The organism is Cupriavidus sp. 2SB (genome assembly GCF_005503625.1).
Lineage (GTDB): Bacteria > Pseudomonadota > Gammaproteobacteria > Burkholderiales > Burkholderiaceae > Cupriavidus.
Genome location: NZ_SCMX01000015.1, coordinates 1 through 15447 on the forward strand (window position 1 = coordinate 1; position 15447 = coordinate 15447).

13 protein-coding genes are annotated in these 15447 nt (G+C 64.0%); 3 read left to right on the forward strand and 10 right to left on the reverse strand.

Annotated features, from left to right (window positions below; translation table 11 throughout):
• The 3 genes from FFS21_RS09485 to FFS21_RS09495 form a co-directional block, all read right to left on the reverse strand.
• The coding region (locus tag FFS21_RS09485; protein ID WP_171020361.1) for a transposase at positions 1–368 on the reverse strand (368 nt) is incomplete at its 3' end.
• A gap of 162 nt (positions 369–530) precedes the next feature.
• Positions 531–1757: a metal-dependent hydrolase family protein gene (locus tag FFS21_RS09490; protein ID WP_137924578.1), complete on the reverse strand. Its 1227-nt coding sequence runs from the start codon at positions 1755–1757 to the stop codon at positions 531–533.
• Between the two features lie 4 nt (positions 1758–1761).
• Positions 1762–3066, reverse strand: a complete 1305-nt coding sequence (locus FFS21_RS09495; RefSeq protein WP_137924579.1) for an MFS transporter — start codon at positions 3064–3066, stop codon at positions 1762–1764.
• Positions 3067–3498: 432 nt separating this feature from the next.
• Here FFS21_RS09495 and FFS21_RS32895 point away from each other — a divergent pair, with 432 nt between their 5' ends.
• Positions 3499–3999: an RcnB family protein gene (locus tag FFS21_RS32895; protein WP_237380109.1), complete on the forward strand. Its 501-nt coding sequence runs from the start codon at positions 3499–3501 to the stop codon at positions 3997–3999.
• 111 nt (positions 4000–4110) lie between these two features.
• Here FFS21_RS32895 and prmB read toward each other — a convergent pair whose 3' ends face one another.
• From prmB to FFS21_RS09535, 7 genes are all read right to left on the reverse strand, one after another.
• Positions 4111–5004 carry a 50S ribosomal protein L3 N(5)-glutamine methyltransferase gene (prmB, locus tag FFS21_RS09505; protein WP_137924580.1) on the reverse strand — a complete coding sequence of 298 codons (894 nt, stop codon included), beginning with the start codon at positions 5002–5004 and terminating at the stop codon, positions 4111–4113.
• Between the two features lie 27 nt (positions 5005–5031).
• Positions 5032–6183 carry a succinyl-diaminopimelate desuccinylase gene (gene dapE / locus FFS21_RS09510; RefSeq protein ID WP_137924581.1) on the reverse strand — a complete coding sequence of 384 codons (1152 nt, stop codon included), beginning with the start codon at positions 6181–6183 and terminating at the stop codon, positions 5032–5034.
• 17 nt (positions 6184–6200) lie between these two features.
• On the reverse strand, positions 6201–6548 hold the full coding sequence (locus FFS21_RS09515) for an arsenate reductase (RefSeq protein ID WP_137924582.1): 348 nt from the start codon (positions 6546–6548) through the stop codon (positions 6201–6203).
• Positions 6549–6567: 19 nt separating this feature from the next.
• Positions 6568–6936, reverse strand: a complete 369-nt coding sequence (locus tag FFS21_RS09520; RefSeq protein ID WP_237380107.1) for a hypothetical protein — start codon at positions 6934–6936, stop codon at positions 6568–6570.
• A gap of 103 nt (positions 6937–7039) precedes the next feature.
• The gene (gene dapD, locus FFS21_RS09525; protein ID WP_137924584.1) at positions 7040–7867 is read right to left on the reverse strand and encodes a 2,3,4,5-tetrahydropyridine-2,6-dicarboxylate N-succinyltransferase; all 828 of its coding nucleotides are present in this window, start codon (positions 7865–7867) and stop codon (positions 7040–7042) included.
• Positions 7868–7972: 105 nt separating this feature from the next.
• Entirely contained in the window at positions 7973–9172 is a 1200-nt protein-coding gene (dapC, locus tag FFS21_RS09530) for a succinyldiaminopimelate transaminase (protein ID WP_137924585.1), read from the reverse strand.
• A gap of 122 nt (positions 9173–9294) precedes the next feature.
• On the reverse strand, positions 9295–10134 hold the full coding sequence (locus tag FFS21_RS09535; protein ID WP_137924586.1) for a ferritin family protein: 840 nt from the start codon (positions 10132–10134) through the stop codon (positions 9295–9297).
• Positions 10135–10573: 439 nt separating this feature from the next.
• Here FFS21_RS09535 and smc point away from each other — a divergent pair, with 439 nt between their 5' ends.
• Together smc and FFS21_RS09545 are read left to right on the forward strand one after the other, a co-directional pair.
• Positions 10574–14089, forward strand: coding sequence for a chromosome segregation protein SMC (smc, locus tag FFS21_RS09540; protein ID WP_137924587.1), 3516 nt, complete (start codon positions 10574–10576; stop codon positions 14087–14089).
• Position 14090: 1 nt separating this feature from the next.
• Positions 14091–15437: a cell division protein ZipA C-terminal FtsZ-binding domain-containing protein gene (locus FFS21_RS09545; protein WP_137924588.1), complete on the forward strand. Its 1347-nt coding sequence runs from the start codon at positions 14091–14093 to the stop codon at positions 15435–15437.
• Positions 15438–15447 lie beyond the last annotated feature (10 nt).

Sequence of the window (15447 nt, forward strand, 5' to 3'; positions counted from 1 at the left end):
TACATGGCGATGATCTTGTCATCGAACCCCGTGAAGCGCCGCTCGTGCTTGGGGATCAAGATCGGAGCGAAGCTGCCATCCCGATCGCGCGGGATGTCCAGGCGCAGCGGCCCATCCTCGGTCAGCACCGTCTTGGCACTCTTGCCGTTGCGCTGATTGGTTGTCTCTGCCGGGCGCTCGGTACCGGCTGGATAGCCCAGGTGATGGCCCAGTTCGGCACCCAGCGCACGCTCGATCAGCGCCTTCTTGAACGCCATGGCCGCATCCTGCACCGCCTCGGCGGTCATCGGGCCTTTGACGAACTGATCAATCAATTCCTTCGGGATGGCGGGCAATTCCCGCAATGGGGCTTTCGGTTTGCGTGGCATACATGCTCCTTAACGACATGTTATGCCCTACACACAAAATTCCTGACAGGCCCGGGTCGGCGGTTCAAACTTCCAAGTTCGGCAAGCAGAACCGCCATGCCCTCACCCCCCGCCCCTCTCCCGCATGCGGGAGAGGGGAGTTAACACCGGGAGCAAACTGGTTCAAGCTGCGTAAACCTTCCCCGCCTGCATCACCACCTCGATCTTTGCCTGCGGACCTGCCAGCACGCCGATGTCTTTCAGCGGATCGCCATCCACCACCAGTACGTCGGCAATCGCGCCGGCCTGGATCACGCCGAGTTCGCCTTCACGCTGCAGGATTTCCGCGGCAATCGACGTCGCCGAGCGCACGGCTTCCGCATTGCCGAGCAGTTCGGCGCGGATCAGGAATTCCTCGGACTGGTATTGATGCATCTCGCCCAGCAGGTCGGAGCCGTAGCCCATCTTCACACCGGCTTCGGCGTAGATGGCCAGCGAGTCGCGGCCGGCCTGACGCACGGTTTCGATCTTGGCCACGGAGTCGGGCGGCAGGCCCAGACGCGCACCATCACGCGCCAGGGCGTCGTAGGTGATCAGCGTCGGCACTACGAAAGCGCCATGCTCGCGCATCACGCGTGCCGCTGCGGCATCCACGAGGTTGCCGTGCTCGATGGTGCGCGCACCGCAACGCACGGCGCGGGTAATCGCGCGCGGCGTGTAGGCGTGGGCCATGACATAGGTCTGTGCAGCCTCGGCTTCGGCCACGATCGCACGGATCTCGTCCTCGCTGTACTGCGTATTGCCGATGGGATCGGTCGGCGATGCCACGCCGCCCGAGGCCATGATCTTGATCTGCGTGGCGCCCTTCTGGATTTCCTCGCGCACAGCCAGACGCACGGCGTCCACGCCATCCACCACGCGCGCAATCGCGCCGGCACGGAAGGCGCAGGAGCAGGGCTCCAGCGTATCGGAGCGCGGACGGAAATCGCCGTGGCCACCGGTCTGCGACAGGGCCTTGCCCGACGGGAAGATGCGCGGGCCGGGAATCAGCCCCGTGGCTACCGCCTGGGACAGGCCCCAGTCGGCGCCGCCCGCATCGCGTACGGTCGTGAATCCGCGTTCGAGCATGCTGCGCATGATCGGCATGGCGCGGAACGCCACCAGCACGTTCGGTTGCACAGCGTTCAGGCCGAGGTTAGCCAGCGAGGCCAGCACGTGGACGTGCAGGTCGATCAGGCCCGGCATCACGGTCTTGCCGGTGACGTCGATCACGCGGGCATTGGGCGCGTGGATGGCCGAGGCGGACACTTCGACGATGCGCTCGCCGTCAATCAGCACATCATGGCGCGGCAGCAGGGCGCCGCGCACGGGATCGAGGACGTTGCCGCCCTTGAGCAGGATCTGGGTCATGGTGTTACTTGTTCTGGAGATAGGCGGGCTCGCGCACCAGACGCGTGCCGAAGAAACTGATGGCAGCGGCGATCATCACGTAGAACGCCGGGGCCATCGTGCTGCCCGTGCTGGCAATCAGCCACGTGATGAAGAACGACGCGAAGCCGCCGAAGATCGTCACGGCGAGGTTGTACGACACCGACAGACCCGTGGACAGCACCTTGGCCGGGAACATTTCCGAGAACGCGGCCAGGATCGGGCCGGTGTACGCGGCAATCAGCACGCCGAAGACCAGCTGGAACACCAGCAACGTGGCAAGGCTCGGTGCCTGGTTGATGTAGACGAACATCGGCCATGCCAGTACGAAGATCAGCGCGGCAGCGCCCGACAGGAAGCGGCGACGGCCATAGCGGTCAGCCAGCATGCCCACGATGGGCGCGAACACCAGGATGGCCAGGCCGCCCGCCATGCCGGCGATGAAGCCGGTGGACTGCGGCACCTTCAGCACCTTCACCGAGTAGGTCGGCATGTAGAACAACAGCACGTAGGTGCAGACCGTCCACAGGATCACCATCGAGAAGCTGGCGGCGGTCTGGCGCGGATAGTCGCGCAGCACTTCGGTCAGCGGCGAATCGGTCTTGTCGGTCGTGGCCTGGAACGTCGGCGTTTCGTCGAGGTTGTGGCGGATATAGAAGCCAACCGGTCCGATGATCATGCCGATCAGGAACGGCAGGCGCCAGCCCCAGCTATTCAGCGCTTCGGCACTCAGCGTGGACGTGACGAACGTGCCCACCGCAGCGCCCAGCAACACGGCCACGCCGATGCTCGCCTGGATCCAGCTCGAGTAGTAGGCGCGCTGCTTCTCCGGCGCGTATTCGGTCAGGAATGCGGTAGCGCCGCCCATCTCGCCACCGGCAGAGAACCCCTGCATCAGACGCGCAATCACGATCAGCATCGGCGCGAACACACCGATCTGGTCATACGTCGGCGCGATGCCGATCAGCGTGGTGCCAGCCGCCATCAGCAGGATGGTCAGCGACAACGCTGCCTTGCGGCCCACGCGGTCTGCGTAGACACCGAGGATGATGCCGCCCACCGGACGCATGAAGAAGCCCACGCCGAACGTGGCCACGGCCAGCAACAGCGACGACAGGTCGTTACCAGTGGGAAAAAACAGTTTGGCGATGATCACGGCGAAGAAGCTGTACACCGTGAAGTCGAACCACTCGAGTCCGTTGCCGATCACCGTGGCGATGATGGCGCGGCGGCGTTGCGTGACCCCGACCTGGGGCCCCGTGTCCGCGTAGGCGGGGGCGCTGGCTTGCATGTCTCTCTCTTCCTTTGATAGCCCTCTGTCCAGCACCAGGATCGGACGGCTGGCAGGCTTCGGGCGATCTTAGGGGCGGCACCGTGACACGAAAAACGAATTCTGCGCATGCAGCCATGACGCCAGCGCATGGCTGGCCTGCGCGCGCCGCAGGCGAGGCCGCGTTTCCGTTTTGCAGATGCTACCGGCGCGGGTATCAAATCTACCGGCAAAACTACACCTGATAGCGGTACCGAGTGATCACGAAGCCAAGTGATCCGAACCCTATTTATTTCCCAACCTGTTGAATATATGGGACAAATTTCGATGCGAGCGATGAGGGGCATGGGCTCCGCCTTATGCGGGCCTCGCATTTGCTACTAAGCTTGGTTGGGACTGTCCGGTTCGCGGGCAGTCTGACGTGTTCCATCTTCCATCTGTGAGGAGATCACGATGCAAAAGAAGACGTTGATTCCCGCTGTCCTGATCGCGCTAGGCATGCTGGCGGCGCCCATCGCGCAAGCCCAGCAACCGCAGCCGATGCCGGGACAACCCCAGCCGTCCGGTCCGCGACCGATGCCCGCACCGGGCCAGGCCGGCGCGATGCCGCCGAATGCACAGCCAATGCCGCCCGCGAGCGGCGGAAGAAGCCCGGGCATGACGCCAGGCATGCGCGGCGGTCCGGGCCAGGGCATGCAGGACCCCGGCATGCGGCAAGGCATGCCGCCGCCCTCCGGCAACATGCCAATGGGCGCGCAGTCGCCGTACACCCCCAAGACCTGGCAGAAGGGCGACAAGCTGCCAACCGAGTTTCGGGATCGTCAGTACGTGATCGACAAGTACAAGGACTACAACCTGCCCGCGCCGAGAAAGGGTCATCACTGGGTAGGCGTGGGAGCGGATTACTACCAGGTATCGTCGAATGGGACGATCTATTCGGTGGGGCCGAATTGATAGGGCCTGCGCCATGCGGATGACGCCGGGAGACGGGCGCGTTTTCGAGGCGCCAAGTCAAAACGCGCCGTGGATGTCACGGCGCGTTTTTTTATTGTTTGCTGCGGAGTTTCAATCAGGCAGCGCTTCGTAAGTCACCAGGAACACCTGGTCGTCCCCCGCGCTGACCGACAGCCAGACGATTTCCAGATCCGGGAAGGCCGCTTCGACATACGCGCGTTCGTTACCAATTTCCACTACCAGCGCGCCGCCCGGGTTAAGGCGCTTCTTGGCGCCCGCGACGATGCGGCGCACGATGTCCATCCCGTCGTCGCCGCCGGCCAGCGCAATGCGCGGTTCGGCCTGGTATTCGGCAGGCAGTTCGCGCATCGACTGTTCGTTGACGTAAGGCGGGTTGGTCAGGATCACGTCATAGGTGGCGCCCGACGGCAGCGGCGCGTAAAGATCGCCCTCGTACAGCGAGATGCGGCCTTCCATCTTGTAGTCGGACACATTGCGGCGGGCCACTGCCAGCGCATCGGGAGAGATGTCCACCGCGTCGATCTTCGCGTTCGGCCAGACGTGTGCAGCGATGATCGGCAGGCAGCCGGAACCCGTGCAGAGTTCGAGCACGGGGCCGATCTTTTCGATATCACCGATCCACGGCTCCAGCCCGTCATGCAGCAGTTCGCCGACAAAGCTGCGCGGCACGATCACACGGGAATCCACGTAGAAGCGCAGGCCGTGCATGAACGCTTCGTGCGTGATGTAGGCGGCCGGAACGCGTTCGGTCACGCGGCGGTCGATGACCTTGAGCACCGCATCCACTTCCTCGGGCAGCAGGCGTGCATCGAGGAAAGGATCGAGGGTGTCCAGCGGCAGGTTCAGCGTATGCAGCACCAGATAGGCCGCTTCATCGTAGGCGTTGGCGCTGCCGTGGCCGAAGGACAGCCGGGCGGCCGTGAAGCGCGAAACGGCCAGGCGCAGCAGGTCGCGCACGGTTTGCAGGGGAGAAGTCGTTGCCATGGTGTCAGCGGTAATGATGGGTGAGGCTCAGGCGATCAGGCGTTCCAGCACGCCGCGATAGACGTTCTTGAGCGGCTCGATAAAGCGCACTTCCACGTGTTCATCGATCTTGTGGATGCTGGCATTCGGCGGCCCGAACTCGATGACCTGCGGGCAGATCTTCGCGATAAAGCGGCCGTCCGAGGTGCCGCCCGTGGTCGACAGTTCGGTGGTCACGCCCATCTCGGCCGAGATCGCTGCCGACAGCGCATCGGACAGATCGCCACGCGGCGTCAGGAACGGCTCGCCGCCCAGCGTCCAGTCCAGCGTGTATTCGAGCCCATGCTGATCGAGGATGGCGTGCACGCGGGATTTCAGTTGCTCAGGCGTGCTCGCCGTCGAGAAACGGAAATTGAAATCGATCGTCACATGGCCCGGAATCACGTTCGTGGCGCCCGTGCCGGCGTGGATGTTCGACATCTGCCACGTGGTCGGCGGGAAGTACTCGTTGCCCTGGTCCCAGGTCTCGGCCACCAGCGCGGTCAGTGCCGGCGCAGCCTGATGGATCGGGTTGCGTGCCAGGTGCGGATACGCGATATGGCCCTGCACGCCCTGGATGGTGAGCTTGCCCGACAGCGACCCGCGACGGCCATTCTTCACCATGTCGCCGAGCGTATCGACCGAAGTCGGCTCGCCGATCACGCAATAGTCGAGACGCTCGCCACGGGCCTTCAGCGCTTCCACCACCTTGACGGTGCCGTCATGCGCCGGGCCTTCCTCGTCGCTGGTGATAAGGAAGGCGATGGAACCTGCGTGATCGGGATGTTTTGCGATGAATTCCTCGCAGGCCACCACGAAGCCGGCGATTGAAGTCTTCATGTCGGCGGCACCCCGGCCGTAGAGCTTGCCGTCGCGGTGGGTCGGCTCGAACGGGTCGGAGGACCATTGCTCGACCGGACCCGTAGGCACCACATCGGTATGCCCGGCGAAGGCCAACAGCTTTCCGGCTGTGCCCTGCGTGCCGCGCTTGACCGCCCAGAGGTTGGTCACGCGGAACGTGTCGGGGCCGCTGACGAGGTTCTCGCAGGTGAAGCCAATCGCCTTTAGGCGCGTTTCGAGCACAGCCTGGCAGCCTTCGTCGGCGGGGGTGACCGAGCGGCGGCGCATCAGGTCTTCGGTCAGGGCAAGGGTCGGATTCATGGTGTCTACAGAAAACTTCAGAACAGCGAGGCGTAATTGTCAGCGGAGAAACCCACGCTGACCTTGCCGTCGCGATCCAGTACGGGGCGCTTGATCAGCGAGGGGCTGGCCTGCATCAGTGCGATGGCGCCGGCTTCGCTCTCGGCCTTGGCCTTGTCCGCATCGGACAGCGCACGATACGTCGTGCCTTTCTTGTTCAGCAAGGTTGCCAGCGGCACGTGCTTGAGCCAGGCGCGCAGCATCTTTTCATCGATGCCTTGCTTCTTGAAATCGTGGAACGTGAAATCGACCCCGTTCGCATCCAGCCACGTACGGGCCTTCTTGACGGTGTCGCAGTTCGGAATGCCGTAGAGCAGGACGGTCATGGTGTCGGGGCTCCGAAAATCAACGGAACAGCAGGTTAAGGGCAATCACGAGCCCGCCCAGGCCCAGCGCCACGCCGGCCATGGCCACGCCCGTCATCAGGCGCAGGCGCCGATCCAGGCGCGCTGCCTCTTTCCGCAGGGCCTCGATGGTGATGGCGTGCTGCTCGGCCAGCATCTTGACGGCCTCGGCCTGCTGCATGGCAACGGCTTCCAGCTCGGCGATGCGGGCTGCGGCGTCGCGTGGCTCGGCAGCTTCGGCAGATTCAGATGGCGCGCCGTCTTCCTTGCGCTTGCCTTTCTTGAACCGGTCGATGGTCTTGTTGGCCTGTTCGAGAATGGTGGGGAGCAGGGAGAGCACGGTGCTGACGGTGGCGGGGTCGAGGGCCATGAGTCGCTTGCGGAGGGATGGCATCGGCGGGGCTTGCATCGCCGCCGGCAGGGCCGGCGGCTCGGACAACAAACGGCGTAACAGCGTAACCAGCGAGGGGCGATCAGTCGCCGCGCAGCAGATCGTTCAGGCTGGTCTTTGCGCGGGTTTGCGCGTCCACTTTCTTCACGATCACGGCGCAGTACAGGCTGTACTTGCCATCCTTCGACGGCAGGTTGCCAGCGACCACGACCGAGCCGGCCGGCACGCGGCCATAGTGGATCTCGCCCGTTTCACGATCATAGATCTTGGTCGACTGGCCCAGGTACACGCCCATCGAGATCACCGAATTTTCTTCGACGATCACGCCTTCCACCACTTCCGAACGCGCGCCGATGAAGCAGTTGTCCTCGATGATGACCGGGTTGGCCTGCAGCGGCTCCAGCACGCCGCCGATGCCCACGCCACCCGACAGGTGAACGTTCTTGCCGATCTGGGCGCACGAACCGACGGTGGCCCACGTGTCGACCATCGTGCCTTCATCCACATAGGCGCCGATGTTCACGTACGACGGCATCAGCACGGCGTTCTTGGCGATGAACGAACCACGGCGGGCCACGGCCGGCGGCACCACGCGGAAACCGGCGCGGGCGAAGTCTTCCTGCGACCAGTTGGCGAACTTGGTCGGCACCTTGTCGTAGAACTGGGCGAAGCCGCCAGCGCTCATCGGCGCGTTGTCTTCCAGACGGAACGACAGCAGTACGGCCTTCTTGACCCACTGGTTGACGATCCATTCGCTACCCTGCTTCTCGGCCACGCGCAGCGTGCCGGCGTCCAGTTGCGAAATCACGTTGGCCACGCCTTCACGGATATCGTTCGGGGCGGACTTCGGGCTCAGGCTGGTGCGGTCTTCCCAGGCTTGATCGATCAGGGCTTGCAGCGCTTGCGTCATGATGTGTGTTCTCGATTTGATAGGTGAAAGGAATGCGGCGCCGGCAACGTTTGCCCCGGCGCCGGGGCGTTCAATCGGTGATGCGGTAGAACGTACTGCGCCGGCTCAGGCCAGCGACTTGCAGAATTCAACGATCCGGCGCGCACCTTCGACGCATTCGTCAGGCGTGGCAACCAGCGCCATGCGCACCCGGTTCTGGCCCGGATTCACACCATGCGCCTCACGGGCAAGATAGCTCCCGGGCAGGACCGCCACGTTCTGCTCGGCCAGCAAGCGCACCGCGAACTCGGTGTCGGAGAGGCCAGTGCGGGAGATATCGGCCCACAGGTAGAACGCGGCATCCGGCAGGGCCACGTCCATCACTTCGGCCAGCATCGGCGTGACTTCGGCAAACTTCTTCACGTAAGCGGCGCGGTTCTCGCGCACATGCGCTTCGTCATCCCATGCGGCCACGCTGGCGGCCTGTACAGCGGGGTTCAGCGCCGCGCCATGGTAGGTGCGGTACAGCAGGAATTTCTTGAGGATTGCAGCATCGCCGGCCACGAAGCCAGAGCGCAGGCCCGGCACGTTCGAACGCTTGGACAGGCTCGAGAACATCACGAGCCGCTCGAACCCGCGTCCGAGCTTGTGGGCAGCTTCCAGCGCGCCCAGCGGCGGGTTGGCTTCGTCGAAATAGATCTCGGAGTAGCACTCGTCCGAGGCAATCACGAAGCCATATTGATCGGACAGGGCGAACAGGCGCTTCCAGTCATCGAGCGACAGCACGGCACCCGTGGGATTGCCGGGCGAGCAGACGTACAGCAGTTGCACCTTCGGCCAGACATCGGCATCGACCTGGTCGAAGTCAGGCGCGAAGTTGCGCGCCGGATCGCTGTTGGCGAATACCGGCCGCGCCCCGGCCAGCAGGGCCGCGCCTTCGTAAATCTGATAGAACGGGTTCGGGCACACCACCAGCGGATCGGGTTGGCTGGCATCGATCACGGTCTGGGCGAAGGCAAACAGTGCTTCGCGCGAACCGCTGACCGGCAGCACCTCGGTGGCCGCATCGACCTTCGGCAACCCGTAGCGGCGCTCCAGCCAGCCGGCGATGGTCTTGCGCAGCGCTTCGGTACCTGCCGTGGCCGGATAGACGGCGAGACCGGACAGGGAGGCCGTCATCGCGTCCTTGATGAACTGCGGCGTCGGGTGCCGGGGTTCGCCAATGCCAAAACTGATCGCCGGCTTGTCGGCGGGTTTCACATCGGCCACCAGCACGCGCAATTTCTCGAAAGGATAGGTCTGGAGCAGGTCGAGGCGCGGATTCACGGTGGCAGGCGATGGGGCGGTGGAAACGCAGCATTATAAAGGAATGCCGCCCGCCGCCGTAGTGGCGTCCGGCGGTGACGCGTCGGGCCCTCGCCGGACCTGGCCGGCCCGCATGGCGCTGCTCAATACAGCATCACCCGCGACACCATCGCCACGATCGGACGGCGGACCAGATCCTCGAAGCGGGCGTGCAGGTGCAGCGGCCGCAACAGCATGCGCACGGTCATCTCGATGGGCAGGTGACGGCGGACCACCGCGCTGCAGCGGGAGTTAAGAGCGCGGACCTCGCGCTCCGCCACGTCTTCGCGGCCTTGTTCGATACGCAGTACATTGCGCAGGGCGATCTCGGCATCCTCGTTCTTGATTTCGAGAAGGCGGCGCGCCAACGCGACGAACACCTTGCGGCGTCCGAGTTGCTCCCGTTCACGCAAGGTATTGAAATAGCGGAAGAAATACTTGTAGTGCCGGACTTCGTCGTTGGCGATGCGACGGCTCAGGTCGCGCAACACCGGCTCAGCGCTGGCCTGTTCGAGGGCGCGATAGTACGTGGCCGTGCCGGTTTCCACCACGCAGCGAGCGGCCATTTCCAATGCCTGCGAAGGTTCGAAGTTATCGATCGAGCAGGTCTTGCTGTATTCGGCGAAGAATCGGTCATAGCCGCGCTGCCAGTCGAACTCGGGCCAGACATGGGCCACGTAACGGCGCAATGCCAGGCCATGCTGCAGTTCCTCCGATTCCCAGTGTTGCGCCAGCCACGCGGCGGCGTCGGGCACATCGGCGAAATACGTGGAGAGATTGCTGGCGTAGGTATCAGACCCGCTTTCGATGAAGGAAGCGGCGGTGAGCAGGTAGAACAATGTGCGATTGTCGCGCACGCTGGCGATATCGATCGATGCGTAGTCGATGTCGGCCAAAGACCAGGACAGTTCAGCCGGCGGCGGCGCCGGTTGCGGTACGGTCATGCTCGAATCCTCCAGGCTGCTGCAATGGACTTCAGCTGCAGCCGCCACGGCGCCAGGCAGGAACCGGGGGCGGCGGGAAATGCGCTCGACCCGAAGGACTCCGGGATCACGCAGGCATTTCGGGAGACTAGCATTAACCCTAGGGAGTTTCAGTCGCCAATCGGACTGTGACATTTCTGCGAATCCCGTCGCAAGGCTCGAAAAAGCTTGCAACATGGTGGGTAAGTCACGGAAAGAGAACAGTTTTCTGTCTCGTCAAGACGATGTTGAGGGGTGTGCGCAACGGGCGATAAAGCGGCCGGCGAGCGGTTTGGCGATGGTATGATTAGCCCCAATCTAGCGGGTGCAGCAGGCTATTTGCGGTGAAGACGTTACTTCCGCCGCGGCATTGGCACTGGCCCGGCATTCCATTCCGTATCGCCCAAACCACACGACAACCGTGCGACTGTCCTCGATAAAACTGGCGGGCTTCAAGTCCTTCGTCGATCCCACCAATTTCCAAGTGCCTGGCCAGCTGGTGGGCATCGTAGGTCCCAACGGCTGCGGCAAATCCAATATCATCGATGCGGTGCGCTGGGTGCTCGGCGAATCACGCGCATCGGAGCTGCGTGGCGAATCCATGCAGGACGTGATCTTCAACGGCTCCACGGCGCGCAAGCAGGCGGGCCGCGCCAGTGTCGAACTGGTATTCGACAACGCCGAGGGCCGCGCTGCCGGCCAGTGGAGCCAATATGCCGAAGTGGCCGTCAAGCGCGTGCTGACGCGCGATGGCACGTCTTCCTACTACATCAACAACCAGCCGGTCCGACGCAAGGACATCCAGGACATCTTCCTGGGCACCGGCCTCGGTCCACGCGCCTACGCGATCATCGGGCAGGGCATGATCTCGCGGATCATCGAGGCCAAGCCCGATGACATGCGGATTTTCCTGGAGGAAGCCGCGGGCGTATCCAAGTACAAGGAGCGCCGCCGCGAGACCGAGAATCGTCTTGGCGATACGCGCGAGAACCTGACACGCGTCGAGGACATCCTGCGCGAGCTGGGCAGCAACCTCGACAAGCTCGAAGGCCAGGCCGAAGTGGCACAGCGCTTCAAGCAACTGCAATCCGAAGGCGAAGAGAAGCAGCACCTGCTGTGGCTGCTGCGCAAGCGCGAGGCACAGGCCGAGCAGGAACGCCACGCCCGCGCCATCGACCAGGCGCAGATCGATCTCGAAGCCCAGACCGCACAACTGCGCCATGTCGAGGCGGAACTCGAAACCATGCGCGCGGCCCACTACGCGGCGTCGGATGGCATGCATGTCGCACAGGGCGCGCTCTACGAAGCCAATGCCGAAGTCAGCAAGCTCGAAGCCGAGATCCGCTATGTCGTGGAATCGCGCAACCGTCTGCAGGCGCAGATCGCCGCGCTGAGTACGCAGCGCGAACAATGGCAGGGCAAGGCAGACCAGGCCGGTGAAGACATCGCCCAGGCCGAGGAAGACCTGGCGCTGTCCGAGGCCCGCACGATCGAGGCACAGGAAACCGTTGCGCAAAAGAGCGACGAGCTGCCGACGCTCGAAGCCCAGTGGCGCGATGCGCAGCAGAAGCTTAACGACCAGCGCAGCGGCATCATGCAGGCCGAGCAGGCGTTGAAGCTCGAAGCCGCGCACCAGCGCAACGCCAACCAGATGCTGCAGCAACTGGAGCAACGCCGCGAACGGTTGCAAGGCGAAGAAAAGGGCCTGGATCGCCCGGATGAAGTGCGGCTCGAAGAGTTGCGCATGGATCTGGCCGAGCAGGAAGCCACGCTTGAGGAAGCACAGGGCACGCTCGGTGACGCCGAGGAATCCGTGCCGCGCCTCGATGCCGAGCGCCGTGCCGCGCAGGAGCGTGTGCAGAGCGAGGCCGCTGCGATTGCCTCGCTGGACGCACGGCTGTCTGCGCTGCGCCAGCTTCAGGAGAACGTGCAGACCGATGGCAAGGTGCAGCCGTGGCTGGAGCGCCATGGCCTGGCCGAACTGCCGCGTCTGTGGAAGAAGGTTCATATCGAGCCGGGCTGGGAAAACGCGCTGGAATCGGTGCTGCGCGAGAAGCTGGCCGCGCTCGAAGTCTCGAATCTCGACTGGGTGAAGGGTTTCCTTGGTGATGCCCCGCCCGCCAAGCTCGCGTTCTACGCACCGCCGGCCGCCGCGCGTCCCGTGGAAGCGCCTGCCGGGCTGCGTCCGCTGATGGCGCTCGTGCAGATCACCGAGCCGGGCATTCGTGCGGTGATGCAGGACTGGCTGGCCGATGTGTTCACGGCCACCGATATGTCGCAGGCCCTCGCCGCGCGCAATTCGCTGCCGGAAGGCGCGCAGTTCGTGGTGGCGGAAGGCCATCTGATCGGCCGCAATGCGATTCAGATCTACGCGGCGGATTCGGAACAGGCCGGCATGCTGGCCCGCGAGCAGGAAATCGAGAACCTGCAGAAACAGTCGCGCGCCCAGATGCTGCTGTCCGATGAAGCGAAGTCTCAATCGGTCCGCGCCGAAACCGCTTACACGCACGCCAGCACGCAACTGATCGAAGCCCGCGCGCGCGCCGAACAGGCCACGCGCCGCGTGCACGCACTGCAGATGGATGTGCTCAAGCTGTCGCAGGCCATGGAGCGATTCTCGGCGCGTAGCAACCAGATCCGCGAGGAACTGCACGAAATCGACGCGCAGATCGAGGAACAACGTGCCATCCGCGCCGAGTCCGAGGCGAGCTTCGAGCAACACGACACGCAACTGGCCGAGTTGCAGGCTTCGCACGAAGACCAGCAGATGGCCTTCGATGCGCTGGATGCCAAGCTGACCGGTGCCCGCCAGCAGTTGCGCGATCTCGAACGCGCCGCACAGGAAGCCACGTTCGCCGAACGTAATCTGGCTGGCCGCATCGACGAACTGCGCCGCAATATCCAGATGGCGGCCGACCAGAGCGAGCGCATTGCGGAATCCCTGGAGAACGCGCGCGCCGAACTCGAAACGATCAACGAGCAGACCGCCAACACGGGCCTGCACGAGGCGCTGGAAATCCGCTCCGAGAAGGAGCAGAAGCTGTCGGCCGCGCGTATCGAACTCGATGCGCTGTCTGCGCAGTTGCGCCAGTTCGACGAGCAGCGTCTGGCCGCCGAGCGCAGCTTGCAGCCGCTGCGCGACCGCATCACCGAATGCCAGCTCAAGGAGCAGGCCGCGCGCCTGAATCAGGAGCAGTTCACCGAGCAACTGGCCACGGCCGAAGTGGATGAAACCACGTTGGCCGAGAAGCTGACCGGCGACATGAAGCCGTCGTACCTGCAAGGGGAAGTCACACGGCTGAATAACCTGATCAACGGGCTTGGGCCGGTCAACATGGCCGCGCTCGATGAACTGGCTGCCGCGCGCGAGCGCAAGACCTTCCTCGATGCGCAATCGGCGGATTTGCTGGACGCGATCACGACGCTCGAGGACGCGATCAACAAGATCGACCAGGAAACGCGTGCGCTGTTGCAAGGCACGTTCGACCAGGTCAACCATCATTTCGGCGAACTGTTCCCGGCGCTGTTCGGTGGCGGCCAGGCGCGCCTGATCATGACCGGCGAGGAAATCCTCGATGCCGGCGTCCAGGTGATGGCCCAGCCTCCGGGCAAGAAGAATTCGACGATTCACCTGCTGTCCGGTGGCGAAAAGGCGCTGACCGCGATTGCACTGGTGTTCGCGATGTTCCAGCTGAACCCGGCGCCGTTCTGCCTGCTGGACGAGGTGGACGCGCCGCTCGACGATGCCAATACCGAGCGCTACGCCAACATGGTGGCGCGCATGTCAGACAAGACTCAATTCGTGTTTATTTCCCACAACAAGATTGCGATGGAGATGGCCCACCAACTGATTGGCGTGACGATGCAGGAGCAAGGCGTCTCGCGGATCGTGGCAGTGGATATGGATGCAGCCGTATCGATGGCGGAGGCCGCTTAAGATGGAACTGCAGAACGCACTGATCATTGCGGGTGTTGTATTGCTCCTGCTGCTGGTGGCCTATAACCGCTGGCAGATCCACAAGGCACGCCGTGTCCGGCCGCTGATGCCCGAAGACGATCTGCCGCCGATGCGCGAGCCGGTCGTCAGCAAGACCACGCATCCCGAGACGCAGGCCAAGCTCAAGGAATCGGCGCCCGAGCACATCGCGCGCCGCGAGCCGACGTTTGGCGAGGCAAGCGGGGCGTCGCAGCGCGATGAAATCGACGATCCGGCTGATGTGGCCGTTGCCACGGCGGCCGCGCAGTCTGCGGCACGTACCGCCGATGCCGACGAAATCGTTGCCGATGAAGTGGCCGTGGCCGCTGCACCGTCGGCGGTGCACGATGCGGCGGAAGTGACTGACGCGGCCGAGATGGACGAACGGGAGCCAGCGACCGAAGTCAGCACGAAGCCTGCCGCAACCCACGCAGCGGCTGCGCAACCCGCTCCGGCTGTCATGGACGGCCAGCCCACGCCGGCCGTGATCGATCCGCTGGTGGACTGCATCGTGCCGATGCATCTGGAGCGCAAGGCATCCGGCGACCGTATCCTGCCGCTGACGGGCCGTCTGCGTCGCGCAGGCACCAAGCAGGTCCATATCGAAGGCTTGCGCGTCGAGGCCAATGCCTGGGAGCCGGTGACCGCCGGCCATCAGTACGAGGATCTGCAGGTGGCCGTGCAACTGGCCAACCGCAGTGGCCCGCTCAACGCGCTGGAATTCTCGGAATTCGTGAACGCCGTGGAGGCGCTGGCCGAATCGCTCGACGCTTCCGCCGATCTGCCGGACATGACCGAGACTGTTGCCAACGCGCGCGAACTCGACGGGTTTGCGGCCGGTGCCGATGTCCAGTTGGGCGTCAATGTGATTTCCGATGGCGCGCCGTGGTCGGCCGCGTACGTGCAGAGCGTGGCCACGCAGGACGGCCTGGTGCTGTCGCGCGATGGCACCCGCTTCATCCGCTACGAGCCCGGTGCGGACGGCGTGCAGAAGCCGCTCTTCACGCTGCAGTTTGGCGAGACCAACTTCCTGCGCGACGACCTGACGCTGAACGCGGGCCGCCAGATCACGCTGTTGCTCGACGTGCCGCAGGCATCCCATGCAATCAAGCCATTCAAGACGGTTTGCGAGTATGGGTATAGCCTCGCGCAGCGCATGGGCGCGCAACTGGTGGACGACAATATGCGTCCGCTGACCGAGGCATCGTTCGTGGCTATCTTCAATCAGCTCGAAAAGCTGTACGAGAAGCTCGAAGCGCGCGGCATGCCCGCCGGGTCTCCCGTGGCCACGCGCCTGTTCAGCCTGTAACCGGAGCCGA

What these genes read in the sequence shown, in the direction of transcription:
- FFS21_RS09515 (WP_137924582.1), bottom strand. Translation starts at nt 6,548, where the DNA reads ATGACCGTCCTGCTCTACGGCATTCCGAACTGCGACACCGTCAAGAAG.
- FFS21_RS09535 (WP_137924586.1), bottom strand. Translation starts at nt 10,134, where the DNA reads ATGACCGTACCGCAACCGGCGCCGCCGCCGGCTGAACTGTCCTGGTCT.
- FFS21_RS09520 (WP_237380107.1), bottom strand. Translation starts at nt 6,936, where the DNA reads ATGGCCCTCGACCCCGCCACCGTCAGCACCGTGCTCTCCCTGCTCCCC.
- FFS21_RS09490 (WP_137924578.1), bottom strand. Translation starts at nt 1,757, where the DNA reads ATGACCCAGATCCTGCTCAAGGGCGGCAACGTCCTCGATCCCGTGCGC.
- FFS21_RS09495 (WP_137924579.1), bottom strand. Translation starts at nt 3,066, where the DNA reads ATGCAAGCCAGCGCCCCCGCCTACGCGGACACGGGGCCCCAGGTCGGG.
- FFS21_RS32895 (WP_237380109.1), top strand. Translation starts at nt 3,499, where the DNA reads ATGCAAAAGAAGACGTTGATTCCCGCTGTCCTGATCGCGCTAGGCATG.
- FFS21_RS09545 (WP_137924588.1), top strand. Translation starts at nt 14,091, where the DNA reads ATGGAACTGCAGAACGCACTGATCATTGCGGGTGTTGTATTGCTCCTG.
- dapD (WP_137924584.1), bottom strand. Translation starts at nt 7,867, where the DNA reads ATGACGCAAGCGCTGCAAGCCCTGATCGATCAAGCCTGGGAAGACCGC.
- prmB (WP_137924580.1), bottom strand. Translation starts at nt 5,004, where the DNA reads ATGGCAACGACTTCTCCCCTGCAAACCGTGCGCGACCTGCTGCGCCTG.
- dapE (WP_137924581.1), bottom strand. Translation starts at nt 6,183, where the DNA reads ATGAATCCGACCCTTGCCCTGACCGAAGACCTGATGCGCCGCCGCTCG.